We start from the raw sequence: 18,648 nt of genomic DNA, 5'->3' as shown, positions 1-18,648 counted from the left end.
TGACTCCTATCAATCAATTCGAATACGGGGAACGGTAAGGGCTGACCGGCAGCGGCATAGGCCCGCTCAGGTCTTCAAACAGGTAGCGCAGGTACGCGTTGCCGACGTACTGGCGGTAGTCCTGGGCGTTGTCGACACCGACTTCGCCACCCAGGTAAAAGCGCGAGCTGAGGCGGTATTCGGCAGCCGCGTTGAGGCTGTAGCCGATGCCGGTTTTACTGCTGCTCTTGTATTTCGGGTTTTCAAACGCTTCCTGCAGGTCCTTTTCCGTCGGGAAATAATCGGCGCCATCTTGCGCGATATGCTGCACGCCCACCGAACTTTTCACCTCATAGCTGAAACGGTCGAAGCTCTGTGCCCAACGCACCGGCACAGCCAGGGAGAAGAAGCGTTGCGGGCTGAAGTATCCGCCCTGCCCATAGGTGTAGAAACCCTGGTTGTCCTTGAAGCCCATCGCCATGCCGCTGACGCCCAGGGTGAGGGTGTCGGTCGGCGTGTTGCGCAAGTACCAGTAGACGCCGCTGCCCAATTCCATGCGCGTGTTGGCTTCGACGTTATGCCCCAACAACCTGTGCAAAGACGCATAGCCGTAGGCACCGACCTCCTGGTCGTCGTAGCTCAATTCGGCACGCCCGCCGTTGGCGGTGACGCCGCCCCACTTGTCCGTGTGGACTTCGCCATCGGTGTCAGTGATCCTGGCTTTTGAACCGGCGAACGAGGTGACGCTGTCGGTCACCGGACGCCGTGAAACGTTGACGCCATAGCGCAGGTTGCCGCCTTCGGTGAACGGTCGATTCACACTCGCGCCACCAACCACCGTGTTGTAGGTAAAGCCCAGGGGGCTGACGCCGATGTCAGCCTTGACGCCTTGTGCCGGATCTTCGACAGCAACGGCCAGGCCGACTCCGTTTTCTCGCTTGGCCTTGTCCTCGCCTGCACCGGCGCCAAAACGCGCAGCCGAAATCGCTTTGACCGTACCCGGACTCAAACTCACCGGTGTCACGCGCAACGCCACGTTCATGTCGCCCACCGGCATGCGCGCTTCGAACGGCGTGTCCACTTGGGTGATTTTGCTCAAGCCACTTTCACCGTTGTTGCTGCGCACGCTCAGGCCCTGGACCAGGTAACCGCTACGGTCACGCAGCATCGAATCGAGGGCCCGTTGCGCAGGGCTCAAGGTCGGGTTGTCCAGCGCGGCAATCCGCGTTGGCGGCACAAACGGATCACTCAAGTTGTTCGACGGCGCATAGCCGTTGCTTGCCATGGCGTTTGCCGGAACCGTGGCCGCGACCGGCGCCGGCATCACGTTGGCCGGCGCATCGATGGGCGGCGGCACGGTGCCGCGATCCACCGCCAGGTCGGTAATCTGCCGACGCTGGCCCGGCAAGCCGACGAAGGGGTTGTAGGCCACGCCCTGGGCGTCTGCCAGGGCCGAGCGCGCCTGGGCACGCTGGGTGTTTTCGATGGCCAGCGCGCGACGCAGCAATTCAGTGGCTTCGTTATTGCGACCCAGGCCACGGTAGATACCCGCAGCCGACGTCAGCACTTCGGCACTCGTAGGTTCCAGGGTCAATGCCTTGTCGGCAGCCGATTGCGCCAGGCCACGGTCGCCCCCCTTCAAGGCGATGTCCGCCAGGCCCAGTTGCAACTGAGCGTTACCCGGGTTTTGCTGGACCAGCGGCCGGTAGAGATCCATGGCTTTTTTGCCATCGCCGCCCGCAGCGTACATGCGCGCCAGTGCACCAATGGCCGACGTGTCGTTAGGTCGCTGGGCCAGGGCTGGCGAGAGCATGTCGTACGCCGCCACCAGGTCGTTCTTCTCCCGCAATGCGTCGGCTTGCTTGACCCGGTACTGGAAGATCAGATCTTCGTAGCGCTGGCGTCCGGCGTCGCTCAGGGGTTGGCCCTGCAAGGCACGCAGGATGTCGCCGGCTTCGGTGTAGTGATTGGCCTTGAGCAATACGCTGGCGTAGAGCAGCTTTTGGTCGGCGGTCGGGTTCGGGGTCTTTTCCAGCACGCCTTGCATGATCTGCAGGCCTTCTTCCGGTGCGCCCACATCGACATAGGCAGACGCCAGCACCGCCAGGCGTTCCGGTTTTTTACCGGCCAACGCCGCACTGCGACCGAGCAAGGCCAAGGCCTCGGGACGCTGACCCCGGCGCGCGGTTTCGACGGCGATGTCCGTCTGTTTGTGCAGGGCGATATCGCTCGCCAGCTCGTTCATATCCGCGGTGCGCTGGCCGACCGGAATGCGTGACAAGGTGGCATCGGCCGCCTTCCACTCGCCCAGCTCAACCGACAACAAGGTGCTGGTGTACAGCGCATCCGGCTGGTTCGGCTGGCTTTTGAGCAGGCCATCGATCAAGGCGCGGGCGTTGCGGATCTGGCCATCGCGCAGGTAGACCCGCGCAAGGGCGAAACGTGTCCAGGGGTTTTCCGGGTCGGCATCAAGCGCTTGCTGATACGCCGCCTGGGCGGCTTTCAAGTCGCCGCGCTGATCGGCCAACTTGCCCAACTGGGTGGCGCGCATGGCTTTGATCTTGGCCGTCGAGGAGAACTTGGCACGGTCGGCCGGCGACACCGAATCGATCAGCTTCAACGCTTCATCCGGGCGACCCGATTGGGACAGCACACCGATCAGGCCATTCAAGGCATCCGGGTCGCCAGGGTTGCGCGCCAGCACTTTGCGATACGTGGCTTCAGCGGCGTCGAACTGATTGTCCTGGGCCTGGAAGCCGGCCAGGGCCACGGCGGCGTCGGCGCGACTCGGGCTCAAGCGCTCGGCTTGGGCCGCCAGGTCAAGGGCTTGGCTGCTACGGCCGGCAGTTTGCGCGTCGCGTGCCTGATTGAGCAGGCTCCAGTAGCGCACTTCGTTCAGGGCCTTTTGCCAGGCAGCGCCGCCAGGCAGGCGTGTGGCTTGCCCGAGGTAATGCTCCGCCTCGCTGAAGCGCTGTTGCTGCTGGCGCACCACGCCCATGCCACCGAGGGCATCGACATCGTTGGGCTTTTCCGCGAGGCGCGCCGCCAACAGCGGCTCGGCGGTTTTCAGGTCACCGTCGTCCAGCGCCTTGAACGCTTTGACCAACTTGGGATCACGCTGCCAGCCGCCATCGCCCTTGCTCTGGGCAATGCCTTTGTTCATCAGCGCACGGATCTCAGTGTCATCCGGATGCTTGGCCAGGAACTGCTGGAACAACGGCACCTGGTCACGGTTCGGTGCACCGAGCCACACCAGTGCAAAACGCCAGCCCTCATCGGCGGCGCCGCCCACGTCGTTGTCGGTCGACAGGCGCTCCATCGCACGAATACCTTCGACACGAGTGGACGGGTTACGCGCCAAATGCCTGGCCAGGAACAGCGCGGCGATTGAATCATTCGGGCGCTCACGCGTAACACGTTGCAGGCCGGCGATCCCTTCGGCCGTGCCCTTGGGAGTGAACGCCAAGGCGTTGTAATACTCACGCGCAATCAGGCCCTGAGGCTGGCGCCCCTGGAAAATCTGGCGGTACAGCGCCACGGCTTTTTCGCGCTCTTCAACCGGCTCACCCAGTTCACGGGCTTGCTCCAGCAACTTGGCGTTGGTGGGGGTGTTGACGGCAATGTCTTGTTCAAGCTGCAAGGCCTGGCGCGGCAGTGGCGAAATTGCACGCAGGCGGGCCAGGTATTTCTGCGCCTCTTCCGGGTGCTGCTGTTGCACCTGGATCAGGCCGATACCGTACAGCGCGTCCGGCTGCTCGGGGCTCAGGCTGAGCAGTTTCTGCCAGCTTTCCAGGGCGCGCTCGGGGTTTTTCTTCGACTGCCAATAGTTACCCTGCTCGATCAGCAAGGCTTGTGGGTCGCTGGTTGCAGCCAGGCTGGCGCTGGACGCCAGGGTGGCCAATATCGCAAGGGCTAGCGTGTGGCGGCGCATGCGCCCTCCCAGAATAATGTGACCGTACCGTCTTGCTCGAAACGGTACTTTTGATCGGCAAAACCTTTGCCGAACAGACTAAGCATGTAGTCGTAATAAACCGGCTGCGCGGTATCGGGCGCGGCGGGCGCCATCGCCTTGCCCAGTACATCGTCGAGCTTGTGCTTTTGCAGTTGCGCCAGCGCGGTCTCGCCCCGTGCCTGGAAGAACACCATGGCCGACGCCGAGAACCCCAGCGGCGAGTAGCCATTGTTCTTCTCGACTTCGCCGGTGAGCACGTGGACCTTTTCCGGCGGCAGGCCATTGACCGACGCAGCCGTCGCCCGTGACAGCCCACCCAACGCCTTGAGCATCGGCGCTGCGAGTGGGTCGCTCTTCGCCGTCATGCCGGCCCACAGGTAGGTGCGGATAGCGTCGTAACTGCCCAGATCGTCAGAGTACGGGTCAACCACAAACACGCCGGTATTGGCGCTGGTGGCGCGGTAGCCCACCCAGTTGGCGGCAAAACCATGAGGGTTGCTTTGGGGGTCGGCCAGCATCTTCGCATTGCTGTCGGCCACATCATTCCAGCCGCCGTTCGGGCGTTCTTTGTGGAAGCGGCGCAATTGCGCCAACACTTGATAGCTGGGATTGAAGCGCCACAAACCACCCGGATACGAATAGCCCACAGGCCCCGGCAAGAGCATCTTGCCCAGGCCCGGTACACGTACGATCAGGGTCTTTTCCACATTGGCCAGCACCAATTGCGCGTCGGCACGGTACTGCGGCACATTCCAGATGCGCGCAGCTTCGAGCAACGCATAGGCGATCCACAGATCGGCATCGCTGGCAGAGTTGGCATCGATCACGCCCCACTGGCCATCTTTGTTCTTGCCCCACAGCCAGGCGAACAGGTGGTGGCTGAGGTCATTGCCGGCCATGTTCGACTTGGTCCACGTCCATAGCTTGTCGAAGCGCGCGCGATCGTTGCCCACCAGGGCAAAGAACATGGCATAGGACTGACCTTCGGAATTGCTCTCGCTGGGGTTCAGGGACGAGTTCAGCACTCGCCCGTCATCCTGCACAAAGCGCGTGGCGTAGTTCTGCCACAGCGGCCATTGCGCATCACACGTCTGGGCCTGGGCTGCCCCCGCGAACATCGCGGCGCCCACCCAGGCCCAAGCGGCTGGACGCATCATGCCAACCGCCGTTTTGCACGGGCACGCAAGGACAGGTAGATCAGGCAGGTGACAATCGCCAGGCCCAGGAAGGTGAACAACAACATCCAACCCAGGTTTTGCGACAGTTGCCACTGCACCGACTTGAACCAGCCCAGTTTGCCGACGTAGTACTGCTGGTCAGCCACCAGTGAGCTGACCTGCGTGCCCTGCACCACCGCCAGGCTGCCCTGGATGGTTTCTTTATATTGATCGCCGCCAATCAGCACAGCGGTTGCGGCTTGCAGGCCTTCGGGCCTGGAACTGGAGATCAGCACCACACTGCGCCCGACCTTGAGCGGCGACTCGAAACCGGCAAACCAGGTGCTGGTGCTCAAGCTGTTGAAGCTGATGGCGGCGTTGGCCGCGTGCTTGTTGGCTTCGGCGTCCGGGCTGACCCAGTTGCTGACGTAGCGCGGCAGGTCAGACAGTTTGAAGTGCTGCTGCGGACCGTCGACCGTCGCCGGCAGGTACTGCTGCCATTGCTTGAACAAGGGTTGGTCGGCACCGGTGGCGATCACCAGCAGGTCTTTGTCAGCCACACTTTGCACGTCCTTGGCTTGCACCACTTTGACGGCGGTCGCCGGGTAACCGGTGGACTCGCCGAAGCGGCCCAGGATGGTCAAGTAGGCAGTCAACTCGTCGGTGCCAAAGGTATCCGGCAACACCACGGCCGACTCGGACAGGTCCGCCAGGCGGGTGAACGGGAAACCGGCATCGTTGAACACGCCCAGGTTCGGCATGGCGATGAAGTGTTGGTAGCCGCTGATATCCAGGCTCGAATCCGGGTCGATGGTACCGCGCATGTTATCGACGATGATGTCCCGGCATTCGCCTTCCTTGATGTAGTCGTACATAAAGCGCAGTTGCAGCTTGGACATCGGCGACGCCGAGCTGATCGGCAGCAACACCGTGGCTTCGCGCGGCAGCGTGTTGTCTTTCTGCATCATGCTCAACAGGGTCTTGCCGTCTGCCAGGCTGGTGATCGACGGCAGCGGCATGGACTTCATGAACTGGTCATCCAGCCCCACCAGCAATGACGAATTGGTCGACACTTGCTGCGGCGTGTAGCGGTACTTGAGGTGCAGCGGCACGCCTTCTTCACGCCAGTTGAACAGGTCGGGCGGCAGGCGGAAGTCGACACTGATCGGGCCAGGGTTGTAGCCCGCGACGCTGAGCTTTTTCAGCTCGACCAGTTCGCCCAGACGTACCGGGCGATCACTGGGCACCCAGTTCGGCGCGTCATAGGGGCGGCGTGGAGCCAGGCTTTCAAGTTTGTCGATGACCACGCTGTTGCCGGCAAGCACCGGGTTGCCCAGCGCCACCGCCGTGGCTGCGCGCTTGAGTTCGGCGCCGTCGCGCCCCGACACGATCAGCAACTTGCCCTGGGGGTCGTTGGGGTTGGCGATCAGGCTCAGGGTCGGCCCGCTGGCTTGCGCCACTTTCACGCCATTGACGTCGACCGCATTCGGGCTGAGCACCAGCACAATGGCGTTGCCCTTGGCCGGGATCGTGCCGTAGGCAGCGGGGAAAGTAGCGCCACGGTAACTGGCCATTGCGCCGAACCACGATGACAACGTCGCCGCCGCTTCCAGCGTGGCGTTATCCGGAGCGGTTGCGAACACGAACGGCAGGTTGAGCTGGCGCGCATCACGCTTATCGAAGAACGGCAGCGGCAGCACCGACAGATCGTCTTTCAACAGGATCGGCGAGACCTGCACTTTCAGCTCGCTGGTGTTGCTGATTTTTGCCCAGAGGCTGCTGTGCAGCGGGTCCTCGCAGGACATGGTGTAGTGACCGATGAACTGCAACCGCAGGCGGTTGAACTCGGTGATCAGGTGCGGCGCAATCTGCACGACGGCCTGTTGCGGGATGCCGGCGCCCTCTTTTGGCAACGGCAGGCTGGCGGCGACTTCGTCGTTGACCAGCACGTTGATCTGCGACAACTCCGCCAGCAGCGCCGGCGAATAGCTGTAGTTGAGCAACAGTTGGGCGCCCGTCACAACCTGGTCAGCGCGGATGTCGAAGTTGACGCTGTCAGATGACTCCACACCCTGCAGGTTCATGCTGTCGCGACGCCCCAGTTGCTTGAGCGTCAGGCTGTAGCCGTTCTCGGCACCTTGCACGGCAGCAGGAGCAATCACTGCCTTGTCGGCCGCTTGCAGCAGTGGGCTCAGGCCCAGCAGCGAAGCGATCAGCAACGCATGTGCGGCGCGCGAATGAGCGCGCGCGAAAAAAGGGGTGGAGGTCATGGCTTGTCCATCAACGTATCAAGCGGTTGTGAGGGCGTGCGGCGCAGGGCCATACGTAATTCATGCAGGGTGGCACGGCACAGCGTGAACAGACCGCCGATGCCGATACCGCCGACTTCACGCAAGGCTGCCAGCGGCGTATCCGGCTGGCCGGCGCCCCAACTGGCGGCCCAGGTGTCGGCGCGTGAGAACGTCAGGCGCACCAGTTCGCTTTGCTCGCGCAGGGTCAATGACTCGAACTGCGCACCAATCTGTGTACCTTTGCTGAACGCCACCCGCGCCTGGAACAGGTTGTCCTGACCATTGCGCGACAGCACCAGCTTCACCCGTTCGCCTTGGGTGATGGAGTGACCATCATCGAGGATCAGGCCGAAGCCATTCTGCGAGAAATCCTGGGTGATCCCGTGAAGCACACGACCGTCGGAACAAATAATACTCACCGGCAGCTTCGCACTCACACGCGGCTCGGAGCGCACTTGGCGCGTCTCGGAGGCCACCGCCACGGCAGCGCTGGTGATGATCAGGTTGTAGAGGGTCCAGGTCATGTTGATGGCGACGGTGACGGCGGTGCTTTCCTCGCCGTACACCAGTTGATGCACACCAAAGCCCAGGCCCACCAGGTTCACCAGCAGCAGCACCAGATACGGGCGCGCCAGCTTCCAGTCGAAGAACTGCTTGTCGATGATGCCGCCCTTGTCGGTGACGTTGAAGCCACCGGCCTTGGGGTTGACCAGCGCGACCAGCACCGGCGGCAGGATGTACCAGGCCAGTACGGTCTCGTAGACCTCGTTCCAGAACGAGTGACGGAAACGCCCCTGGATCCGTGAGTTGGTCAGGCTGGAGTGCACCAGGTGCGGCAGCACGTAGGCGACGATCATCAGCGCCGAGGCGTGGAAAATCTCGGCGCCGAACACCAGGTAGGCCAGCGGCGCAGTGAGGAACACCAGGCGCGGCAACCCATAAAAGAAGTGCAGCATGGCGTTGGCGTAGCAGATGCGCTGGCCCCACTTCAGGCCTTTGCCGAGCAACGGGTTGTCGGTGCGGAAAATCTGCGCCATGCCCCGCGCCCAGCGAATCCGCTGGTTGATGTGGCGCGACAGGCTTTCGGTGGCCAGGCCCGCGGCTTGCGGGATGGCCAGGTAGGCGGTGTTGTAGCCGAGGCGATTGAGCTTGAGCGCGGTGTGGGCGTCTTCGGTCACCGTCTCGATGGCCACGCCGCCGATTTCCAGCAGCGGCTCACGGCGGATGACGGCGCAGGAGCCGCAGAAGAACGTGGCGTTCCACAGGTCGTTACCGTCCTGCACCAGGCCGTAGAACAGCTCACCCTCGTTGGGCACGGCGCGGAAGGTGTCGAGGTTCTTTTCGAACGGGTCCGGCGAAAAGAAGAAGTGCGGCGTTTGCAGCATCGCCAGCTTCGGGTCCTTGAGGAACCAGCCCAGGCTCACTTGCAGGAAGGAACGCGTCGGCACGTGGTCGGCGTCGAACAGCGCGATGTATTCGCCGTCGGTGACTTTCAACGCTTCGTTGAGGTTACCGGCCTTGGCGTGGAAGTTGTTGTCGCGGCGGATGTAGTTCACCCCGACCTTGCGGCAGAAGTCGCGGAAGTCATCGCGGCGGCCGTCATCGAGCACGTGGACGCGCAGCTTGTCCTTGGGCCAGTCCATCGCCTGGGCGGCGAAAATGGTCAGCTTTACGATGCTCAGCGCTTCGTTGTAGGTGGGGATGAACACGTCGACCGTCGGCCATTCTTCCGGCTCGGTCTTGAGCCATACCGGCGTGCGGCGCAGCGGCCAGGCGGTTTGCACGTAGCCGAAGATGAGTACGACCATGGCGTAGAACTCAGCCGCGACCAGGCCATAGCCGAAGAACATGTCGACCCAGGTTTCAAAGCCGAGGGTGGAGGTGAGGCGCCAGAACATGTAGCGCAACGACGCCACCAGCGACAGCACCACCAGCGCGAGGATCGCCAGGCGCCCCGGGATCTTGCGCAACACCAGCACGGCGAGGAAGCACACCCCCGCGAACAGGCACTGGCTGTAGAGGTCGAGCGGCGCGCTGATAATGCCCATCAACAGCAGGGCACCGAGCACGCAACTGGCGACAACCAGTACCGTACGCAGCGCCGCAGGCCACCGGTTGAAGCGCGCGATGGCGCCATTGAGGCGCTGTTCGGCGCGCCCTTCGACGAAGGGCGTGGAGGACGTAGTGTCGGTCATGGAAGGTCCGAGTCGATGCGTTCGAGCAAGGTGCGGCACAGGGCGTGGACGTCCTGGCTGCCGATACTGTTGACGGTTGGGTCGAGGGGATCACGCCCGTAGGCCTGGGCTTCGCTGAACGTGGGGTCGCGGTGGACCGTCCCCAACAGCGCAGCACCCAGGCGGGTCTTGAACACCTCGGCCATGTCCAGGCTGAAGCGGTGAGCACCGTCCAGCTGGTTGATCACGTAGAAGCGTTGTGGCGGTTTGGCGCGCTGGAGGTATGGCGCCAGCAGGCTGTCCATCTGGTCGAGGATGCTGAACGAGGCCACGTCCGGCTGTACTACCACCAGCACCGCGTCGGCGACCGACATGGCCTGGCTGAGGTAGACGGTGTTGCCGGCGGGGACGTCGATGATCACGGTGTCCTGGCCGTTCAACTTAAGGCCGGACAGGCGCTTGCCGAGCCACTCGCTGTCCTGGCCCAACCAGCGATTGAGGCTGTGCTGTTGCTCGTGGTCAGTGGCGCCGAATGCCACCAGCCGGCAACCGGCAAAACCGCGCTCGGGCAGGGCTTCCCAGCCTTCGTTGCGCAAGCTGGTGGCGCCAACGCCGGGCATGTCGAGGCCCAGGCACAGGTGGTGGCGCAGGGCGTTTTGCGGGTCCAGGTCCAGAGCCAGTGCCGGGCGGCCCTGGCGCTGCAAGCCACTGGCAAGCGCAGCCGCGAGGGTACTGCGACCGACGCCGCCCTTGACCGAGACCAACACCACGACTTTCGGGCTCGATTGCTCGGAGTACACCTGGCCATCCCGCCCTTCCACCACTTCGGGCGGCTGCAGGTGGTCGGCTTCGCCTTGGCTCAGTTCCTCCAGCAAGCGCAGCAGAGGGGCCGAGGGGGCTTCGATCTCAAGCGGGGCTGGAGTGACTGCGGGGGCTTCCAGGACCTCGACTTCGTCCTCGATGAACTCATGGACAAAGTCGATCTCACGATAGCCACTCGGGTTGGCACCGAGCTTGTTGAATAGCTTTGAAATGTCATCTGCCCGACTCACTCACTGCCCCTCCCCACCTGATTTGCGCTTTATAAAGGCGATAAAAAGGCCAGCAAGGAGCTGACCTGGTTTTTTCTAGTTATGTGGTGTCGGGCGCATTCTGTGATATCACAATGATGGTGTCAGTATTTTGATGTTTTAAGTTCAATTCAATCCGACGAACGGCCTGACGCCATTTTTACGACGACTTTATGAAGAAAAACCCATTCGGTTTAAGAACATGTACTTGCATCGTTATTTCACAAAAAATCTTGCCTGACTGGACAAAAACGACACAAAACTGACATATGCATCAACAGATATTCGGTTGCCCTACATTGTCTCGAAAATTTGCCTACAAGGAACTGCGATAAAACTGACGGTTTATATCGCGGGACAGAATACGGAAACCTCACCTGTATTCAAGGGAAAACCGGCTGAGCGGTCGATCCAAATGACCCACACGGCCACGGCTCGTGTATCGCTGTGTATGCAGCCAAGGTCTCGCTACACAACGAAGCAAAACCCGCGCCGCATGACACAGTGCAGATACCTCCAGGGCGCTCAATAAGCCCACACCCACTTGTTGAACCCGGAGGATACCCACCATGAACTGGAACACCTTGATCGCCGTCAGCCTGCTGGCTTTTACCGTCAACGCCCGCGCCGACGTACAGCCCAAGCTGGACGTCCAGCGCGTGCTGACCACTGTCGAAGACACAAACGGAGCGTGTGGGATCGTGAATGCACACATGACCTACCTGGATTCCCACGGGCAGCAACAGGTATTGGACTACAAGAAGTTCGCAGATAACTGCGCAGAAGGCAGTTAAGACTTGCGCGAACCGGGCACCTGAGTGCCCGGTTTCGGAGCGTTTTCTGAAGGCTTAGCGCACACGACGCTCGGTGAACGCGTAGTCATCCTGGCAATCGCTGGTCGGGTCCGAGGCCACACTCACGTAATGCACCGTGTCTGCGTCCAGCAGCTTATAGGTGTACACATCCGGCGAACGCACACCGTCGGTACGCAACTCATTCCTGCCATTGGCCGCCGACCACGTACCCTGCTCCGTCTGAATCACCTTGGTCTGCTGTGCATCGCGGTAGAAGGTAATCACAAAACGACCGTCGGGCTTGAGAGTATTGGTCCACGACAGGAACTGGCACTTACCGGCCTCGGTACGCAGACCTTTCCAGGTGCCCACCAGCGCCGGGTCGTTGGCGGGTTTGTTGGACGAACACGCAGCGAGCGCGGCAGTAAGGAGGATGAGAGACAGGGAGAGAATCCGTTTCACGTGGGGCTTCCTTGGGTTTGGAGAGAATTTTTGCCGGGGTAGACCCTTCGGCGCCAAGGGAGAAATCCTACACTCGCCAGCTGGAAAAAGGGGCGGGCGTGGAAAAAGCGTGGGTTCTGCAAAAATAGTCAGAATTCAGGGGTTTACAGAACCTTGCCAATCGCTATAATCGTCGCCCTAACACGCCGGTATAGCTCAGTTGGTAGAGCAACTGACTTGTAATCAGTAGGTCCCGGGTTCGACTCCTGGTGCCGGCACCATATAAGACAAAGCCCCTGCAGAAATGCAGGGGCTTTGTTGTTTCTGGGGTGTTCATAGCTGAATCACACTCCGCCCCTCGCCTCAACCAATCCCTTTTCGCCTTAAAAACACCACTTCAGCCTCAAAGCCTCATCTTTCAGCCTTTATGCCAAATTATGAACTGGCAATAATTATGGCGTATCCATAAAAAGGATAATTGCATGAGCCGCATATTTCAGCGCCCTGAATTGGCTGAATCAATGGCAAACCAGCTTCTTAACCCAGGCGTACTCGATGAAGGGTTGCGCTCAGGCCTGTTTCTGTATGGCCTGCGCCGCACGGGTAAAACGACATTTCTGAGAAACGACCTGATTCCCGCCCTGGAAGCCGCTGGCGCTCTCGTCATTTACGTCGACCTATGGAGCGACACGCTGGCCAACCCGGCAATGCTCGTGCACAACGCCATCCACAAAACCCTGCAGGAACTGCAGACGCCTGGTTCCTCAGCCCTGGAGATGCTCAAGCGTGTCAGCAATGTTGACTTGGGCGTGGCAGGCTTCAAATTTGGCTTCAAGCTCGACAGCATTGGCAATGCTGATGGCCCTACGTTGGCTCAAGCACTTACAGAGGTTGTCGACCAAGCGAAGACTGACCTCGTGCTGATCATCGACGAAGTGCAGCAAGCCATTTCCTCGGACGATGGCAACCAACTGCTATTGGCGCTCAAGGCTGCTCGTGATGCGATCAACCCATGCCCCAATACGCCGGGGTATTTCCTCTTTATCGGCACCGGCTCCCACAGAGCCCAAGTGAGCGAGCTGACCGCCAAACGCAACCAGGCGTTTTCCGGCGCTACCTCTGCGGCCTATCCGTTGTTGAAAGGCGATTACGTTGAGTTCCTGCTTGACCGACTTGCGATGACGGTGAAGAAGGGAAAACTGCCCTCCCTCGACGCAGCTATCGAGGCGTTCAATACGCTGGGGAACCGGCCAGAAGAAATGCTCAAGGCACTTCGCCAACTCATGCAGCAGGACGGTGACCCCGATCTTTTCCTACCCGTGATTGCCAGTACCCTGCGCTCCGCAGCGGCGAGCATTGAGCTTGAGAAAGTTGAACAACTGGGCATTTTGGCTCAAGCGATTTTCAACAAGATCGCGGCGACGGAAGGTGATGCCCGTGGGATTTTCTCCATCAACGCAGCGGCGGAGTATTCGAAGACGGTCGGTCGCGAGGTTCGGGTCGAGGAGATTCAACCAGTGGTGATTGCACTGGTTGCGGAGAACATCATCATGCGGCGAGGACATGGGATCTATGCGATTACGGATCAGTTTGTTCAGGAAATCTGGTTGGAGGAGCGGGCGCTGATTGGCGGAAGTTAGGACCATGCAGCCCTTTATTCTGTCGCATAATCATCTCACGGGTATCACACTGTATAAACTGACTTGTAACCGGCAGGTAGCGGCAATATATCTCGAAGCGTCAGTTAATGAGGCTTTGAAATTTCCAAACCTTAGAAAAGCTCAATAAGTCGCCGAAGACATTTTGGGGTGAATGCTCCAAAGCAACCCAATTGAAAGCTAAAAACCTTAGGGCCCTCAACTCAACTCTTACTTCCGTCCTCGTATAGAGCATGGACAGCAGCGCCCGGATCAGCACTGGATGAGTCCATCCCAATTAACTTTGTCTATAAACGGATTGATCAGCGCCCGCTTCTATTTAGCCTATCGGGGAAAATCAATACCACATGAACGAAATTTTAAACAATGACCCCATCTGTACTGCCTCGCACAAAGTCGAAAACAAAAATATCGGAGCAACTAAACATCATGCTTCTTCGAACCTAGAACTCAATAGCGATTAGAAACTTGCGACCCCACTAGATAAAAGTACAAAACCTATAATCCTTAACCCTAATAGCGCAGCCTCTGTCAATTGATTGTACTGAATAATACTTAGCCTAAATCTCGCAACAATCTGAGCAACGCGTACAACTCAAACACTACGCGTCGGTTACTAATGAGGCTTCTCCAGACTCAATGATCTGAAGTAGCTTTTTATATTTCCCCTTAACTTTTTTACCATCATTAAAGACAATTTCTACTATTTCATTTCGGCCTATCTTTTGCCCACCTTTAACGCGACCAGCCTCTCGAGGCGAAGAAAAATCCTCAGTCAAAAACCGAGCCAAAAAATCTGAATTAAAGAATGGAAGCTCAAATTTTTCTGGAGACAAATGAATATCCATTAATGCACTGTAGTTGCAAAGTTTTTGGCCCTCAGCCATTCCATATATTTTTATTTTCATATATTCAAAAATAGCCCGACCAGACTGAACAATATTTTCAGAAAATTTGTCTTGACTCACACTTCGCTCAAAACAATCCGCCGCACATTCGTATATCCTCAATGCTTCGTTAAAGTTACCAACAGCAAGCTTATAAAGAACAACCTCCCAAATCACTCGAATATCAGCATCACGCAATGCATAATCGTTCATATTCAAAAACAAGGTCACAAACTTATCAGCAAACTCTGCTCGCTCCTCGCCGCCAGGAAGTAGAATTGCAAAACATAATGTTTGGAATACCTCATCAACTGGAGTTTCTTCAGTCACCGTCATCAGTCTGTAATGAGTAAGCCGAGCAAACGTGGTTACATCCCCATCGCCCAACGCGATAAGGGTAGCCTGCAAGCATAGACTCCACGAGCTAATAATTTGCTTATCACGGGTAACATCTAAATAATTTATAAGGTCTATTACTGACTGTTTAGCATCCAGCCGAGCCAGATTATAAATTAGATTTGCGCATTCATCCAACGTAACCGCGGCTGGATTAATCTGCTTCGCTCTTGACAAATAAACGTTGGTTTTAATCAACTCGCTTGCACAATTAGAATATATTGACGCTTCAATTGAAGAGTCACTTTGAAATGACGCTCTATATATCATCAAATTAAGTTTTTCACCCTCCCCTGCGTAAAAAAGCGCCTTATCTAAGCTTTCCATAGCCCCAGCTGAATTTTCAGTACGCATATAATAAAGAGCAAGATGATAGTGCGCTGAGTAAAGCACTTTCCTGACTGCTGCAACCTGATTATACTTTGTCATCTGATCTTCTGAAGCAATCACCTGCAGCAATAGTTCCTCAACTGCACCGCTTTCAAAATCATCCTTACTAAAATCGCCAAACTCCTTAAACTGACTGATTGCCAAATTAACCTGAGATTGAAAATAAAATCCGGAGCTATGCTCAGTTAATCCTTGATCGCAAATCTTAGAAAACTCATTTTTCGCTACAGCATAATCGCCTTTACAAAGATAACAGAGCCCTAACCAATAGCTTCGAAAGCTGTAAAAGTAAGGATGTTTATCAAGCGTAAGATTGACAGGACTTAATACTTCAATCGCCTCATCGAATTTTTCTTGCATTGCTTGACAAAATCCAACATTTAGCAAAACAGCATTTCTTTTTTCTTGATTTTCATTTCCAGCAAGGAATTCGGTATAGAGATCGATAGCATCTTGGTACTGCTTAAGTCTGAGTTTATCAGCGGCACGATTTTCCAACGTTGTACTACGGACTTCAACATCCGAAATCCATTTTTCTGACAAAGAAAGAGCCATAATCTTATTTCGGAATTTTATGGAGCCATCTATTGCTTTAGGTGTACTTATTCCCGCAAGATACAAACGATCCTTTACCTTATCTGAGAGACTCAATGTCTTATCATAATGTATGCTCATTACAGCATTTCTTATTTCTTTATCTAGCTCAACCCTAGTTCTTATATGGTCAATAGGAGGAAGATCGAAATCTTTCAAATACAACCCTTCCACAACAAAATCAACTTCCCTCTCATCAATATGCACACCAGATATAACTTGCGACTCTAACGCGGAGCAAATATCCCAAGTCATGCGCGGATTACCAGAGGCCCAATAGAAGATTCTGCTCACCGCCTCACTTGAAAAGGTCAATGCACATTGCGTCAAGAACAAAAAAGTCTCATCCAAACTAAAATCATTCAAATATATTTTTTCTCCAATATTAAAAGGAGAAATTGCTTTATTTTTAATAAGCTCAGATGGATCTGCCACTCCTGACAACACATATGTAAGCCTGTAAAACTCGGCAAAGTTTGTTCTACCAGAAAAGTAGATACTTCTAATTAAAGAAAAAACATTATCAGAGTAGTCAACTTTCGTGAGAGCATCAATTTCATCCAAACATATTACGAGCTTTCCGGGAATGGCGCGTAAAATCGCCCTTAGCTCTCGCTCATGCTCCTTATGTGGCTGCATGATATCGGCAGAAAGCCGAGCTTCGTTAATTAATGTAGAGACCTCAGCAAGGCTCAGTTCAGCGCCATCCAGTATTGTATCTGTAATGTTTCTAAAAAATGAGCGTAAATCAGAGAACGCGTTTGACACATCTAAATACACAAATACATCACCAAGTGAATCGACTTCACGTTTGGCGTTAAGAAGCAGATTAGTCTTCCCCATTTGACGAGATACTAAAACGTATCCTGGACGTCCCATATCAGCGATAATTTGACGGAGCTGCGCATCCGCTTCGCGCCGGACATATAGCGACGAAGGGACAATAGCGTAAGGCTTGATTTTTTTATCCGTCATAATTTCACTCATCATGATTGGAATCCATAGGCAGAAATAGTGAGAATTTCCTCGTTGCTTTTACCTGGCTGAGAAATTCTAGCTTTGAAGAAATTTTTCAAAAATCTCGGAGAGCCATAAGATACATCTAAGAGATTTGCTGGCAATGTTTCGATATTGAATGAACCACCAACACCAGTCAATATCAACTGTAACAAACCACTTAACTCATCATGCCCCCAGAGAAAACATTCTCGTAACCTCAAGTAACTACTTATTTTTGATAGGTTTTTACATGCGGAAAAATCTGGCTTACCTATGGACGAGATTACAATACGTAGATCGTTCGCGTTAGAGAGTTGTTTTACTCTTGTGAATATATCTTCCACTAGACAAATTAGCTCGTTCTCAGCCATACATTCATTTTGCCCGGCCGGCACTTCATCGATATAAAGTGTTAGTTTACCACCCAACTCAATTTTTCTTATTAATAACTGAACTAGGCCGTTGAGCGTTTTTTCGACATTTAAATTAATATCATCACTTAACAAACGAATAGTATCAACCATCTCCGCTATATATTGCTCTCTAAACGCAGGACTATTGCATTGAGAGAAACACATTTCCACAATGCCTCCCCCTTCATCGCAGAGCAATTTTTTTATAATCGATGTTTTTCCTGCCCCTGACGGTCCAAACAGCCAAAAACTTGCGACAGAAAAGTCACATGCAACTTGGGAGTCGATATCCCTCTTAAAATAGTACGGCTCACAATTAGCGTCATATATATCAAATAACGGTCCCCGACTGACTAGCCTAGAGTACACGCCTGCGTCTTTTTCTATTTTAGAGCAAATTTTAAAATCTATTTCCGTTTCCGCTAAAAACTTGTCATTAATAAAATCCACAAGAAAATTATGGCTAGCGTGATTAAGACTTACTGGCTTTACAATAGAGGAATGGTTAGTATCCGGAATCACTTGGGGACTCGGAAAATAACGCGCTGCGGAATCTTTCAATACTATAGGTGCAAAGCCAGGGAGCCAGCGAGAACCAAACATAGCTTTATGTTCAACGGCCTCTACACCTTTGAATTTATCATGACCTACAACGTTAATAAATTGCTTGAATCTAGCATCGAGATCCATTAACAATTCATTTTTGAAAGCTAATTGCTTACCCAATCTATTCTTGTACAAATTTATCACACCAAGAAAACTATCGGCATAATCGGAACCGATGGATGGCGAAGCCATTAAGACTAGTCCGACATAATGCTCCTTAAAGCTCTCCCTCTTTGACTCCAGCATATATCTTACGACTATACCACCCAAACTATGACATACAAATATGAGTTTTCTCTTTTCAAGTACCGACTTTTCTCCAGCCGCAGATTTTCGGCTCAAAGACCTGAACAACTCTTCTACGCAATCTCTGACACCATAGTCACCCGAGTCGATATCAGTGTAATAACCTCCCATAAATATTGACACTGGAGGTAATCTCTTATCTTGTTTTAGCAATTCCGGCCAGAAGACATTGGCGCTCTTATTCCTCCAACAGTCTGCGGCGCTTGAAAAGAAGCCATGAACAAAAACCACCGCTAAATCAGCGTTTTCGTCATATCTGTACCAAGTATTATTTTCCATCAATCGCCGCCGCCCCTATAGCTTATTGCCATCAGCAAGCCGCTATATTGCCATCACGCAAGCTTTAGTGGTACCTACCTCAAACAAATGGCTCAAAGCAACCCACCATTGCGAGTCACTCCTTATCAAGCTACTCTTTCCTATCGCTGCCAATTCAGCGATCGGGCCTGAGAACCCCGCAAGATGCAGGCGCACCAAGCGCCCCAAAACCCGATTTGCAGGCGTTTTTTTTTCGCCCACCATTTCGTGCAATGGCGGCTGT

The 18,648-nt window shown here is 55.4% G+C and carries 10 protein-coding genes and 1 tRNA gene; 3 read left to right on the top strand and 8 right to left on the bottom strand.

Going from position 1 to position 18,648, the window contains the following annotated elements:
• Nucleotides 1-13 precede the first annotated feature (13 nt).
• From BLR69_RS23135 to bcsQ, 5 genes are read right to left on the bottom strand one after another with little or no spacing between them, the layout of a single operon-like run.
• A complete protein-coding gene (locus BLR69_RS23135) occupies nt 14-3,910 on the bottom strand; it encodes a cellulose biosynthesis protein BcsC (RefSeq protein ID WP_071497036.1) in 3,897 nt (1,298 codons plus the stop codon).
• The gene (gene bcsZ / locus BLR69_RS23130) at nt 3,892-5,088 is read right to left on the bottom strand and encodes a cellulose synthase complex periplasmic endoglucanase BcsZ (RefSeq protein WP_071497035.1); all 1,197 of its coding nucleotides are present in this window, start codon (nt 5,086-5,088) and stop codon (nt 3,892-3,894) included. Before bcsZ ends, BLR69_RS23135 begins: the two co-directional genes overlap by 19 nt.
• Entirely contained in the window at nt 5,085-7,358 is a 2,274-nt protein-coding gene (gene bcsB, locus BLR69_RS23125) for a cellulose biosynthesis cyclic di-GMP-binding regulatory protein BcsB (RefSeq protein WP_071497034.1), read from the bottom strand. The genes bcsZ and bcsB overlap by 4 nt, the downstream gene beginning before the upstream one ends.
• Nucleotides 7,355-9,574, bottom strand: a complete 2,220-nt coding sequence (gene bcsA / locus BLR69_RS23120) for a UDP-forming cellulose synthase catalytic subunit (protein ID WP_071497033.1) — start codon at nt 9,572-9,574, stop codon at nt 7,355-7,357. The genes bcsB and bcsA overlap by 4 nt, the downstream gene beginning before the upstream one ends.
• A complete protein-coding gene (gene bcsQ, locus BLR69_RS23115; protein ID WP_232000935.1) occupies nt 9,571-10,605 on the bottom strand; it encodes a cellulose biosynthesis protein BcsQ in 1,035 nt (344 codons plus the stop codon). The genes bcsA and bcsQ overlap by 4 nt, the downstream gene beginning before the upstream one ends.
• 587 nt (nt 10,606-11,192) lie before the next feature.
• Here bcsQ and BLR69_RS23110 point away from each other — a divergent pair.
• Nucleotides 11,193-11,417, top strand: a complete 225-nt coding sequence (locus BLR69_RS23110) for a DUF2790 domain-containing protein (RefSeq protein WP_071497032.1) — start codon at nt 11,193-11,195, stop codon at nt 11,415-11,417.
• Nucleotides 11,418-11,471: 54 nt separating this feature from the next.
• On the opposite strand, the gene BLR69_RS23105 is transcribed toward BLR69_RS23110, so the two are convergent.
• A complete protein-coding gene (locus BLR69_RS23105) occupies nt 11,472-11,879 on the bottom strand; it encodes a hypothetical protein (RefSeq protein WP_071497031.1) in 408 nt (135 codons plus the stop codon).
• 184 nt (nt 11,880-12,063) lie between these two features.
• Here BLR69_RS23105 and BLR69_RS23100 point away from each other — a divergent pair.
• Both BLR69_RS23100 and BLR69_RS23095 read left to right on the top strand, forming a co-directional pair.
• Nucleotides 12,064-12,139, top strand: a tRNA-Thr gene (locus BLR69_RS23100).
• 201 nt (nt 12,140-12,340) lie between these two features.
• Nucleotides 12,341-13,498, top strand: coding sequence for an ATP-binding protein (locus BLR69_RS23095; RefSeq protein WP_071497030.1), 1,158 nt, complete (start codon nt 12,341-12,343; stop codon nt 13,496-13,498).
• A 620-nt stretch (nt 13,499-14,118) separates the two neighbouring features.
• Here BLR69_RS23095 and BLR69_RS23090 read toward each other — a convergent pair.
• Together BLR69_RS23090 and BLR69_RS23085 are read right to left on the bottom strand one after the other, a co-directional pair.
• The gene (locus BLR69_RS23090; protein ID WP_071497029.1) at nt 14,119-16,773 is read right to left on the bottom strand and encodes an AAA-like domain-containing protein; all 2,655 of its coding nucleotides are present in this window, start codon (nt 16,771-16,773) and stop codon (nt 14,119-14,121) included.
• Nucleotides 16,770-18,386: an alpha/beta fold hydrolase gene (locus BLR69_RS23085; protein ID WP_076955260.1), complete on the bottom strand. Its 1,617-nt coding sequence runs from the start codon at nt 18,384-18,386 to the stop codon at nt 16,770-16,772. Before BLR69_RS23085 ends, BLR69_RS23090 begins: the two co-directional genes overlap by 4 nt.
• Nucleotides 18,387-18,648: the final 262 nt, after the last annotated feature.

Source organism: Pseudomonas azotoformans, from assembly GCF_900103345.1.
Classification (GTDB): domain Bacteria; phylum Pseudomonadota; class Gammaproteobacteria; order Pseudomonadales; family Pseudomonadaceae; genus Aquipseudomonas; species Aquipseudomonas azotoformans.
Note: the sequence above shows the minus strand (reverse complement) of the source record. Positions and strands in the feature narration are given on the sequence as shown.

What these genes read in the sequence shown, in the direction of transcription:
- BLR69_RS23135 (WP_071497036.1), bottom strand. Translation starts at nt 3,910, where the DNA reads ATGCGCCGCCACACGCTAGCCCTTGCGATATTGGCCACCCTGGCGTCC.
- bcsZ (WP_071497035.1), bottom strand. Translation starts at nt 5,088, where the DNA reads ATGATGCGTCCAGCCGCTTGGGCCTGGGTGGGCGCCGCGATGTTCGCG.
- bcsB (WP_071497034.1), bottom strand. Translation starts at nt 7,358, where the DNA reads ATGACCTCCACCCCTTTTTTCGCGCGCGCTCATTCGCGCGCCGCACAT.
- bcsA (WP_071497033.1), bottom strand. Translation starts at nt 9,574, where the DNA reads ATGACCGACACTACGTCCTCCACGCCCTTCGTCGAAGGGCGCGCCGAA.
- BLR69_RS23110 (WP_071497032.1), top strand. Translation starts at nt 11,193, where the DNA reads ATGAACTGGAACACCTTGATCGCCGTCAGCCTGCTGGCTTTTACCGTC.
- BLR69_RS23095 (WP_071497030.1), top strand. Translation starts at nt 12,341, where the DNA reads ATGAGCCGCATATTTCAGCGCCCTGAATTGGCTGAATCAATGGCAAAC.
- BLR69_RS23090 (WP_071497029.1), bottom strand. Translation starts at nt 16,773, where the DNA reads ATGATGAGTGAAATTATGACGGATAAAAAAATCAAGCCTTACGCTATT.
- BLR69_RS23085 (WP_076955260.1), bottom strand. Translation starts at nt 18,386, where the DNA reads ATGGAAAATAATACTTGGTACAGATATGACGAAAACGCTGATTTAGCG.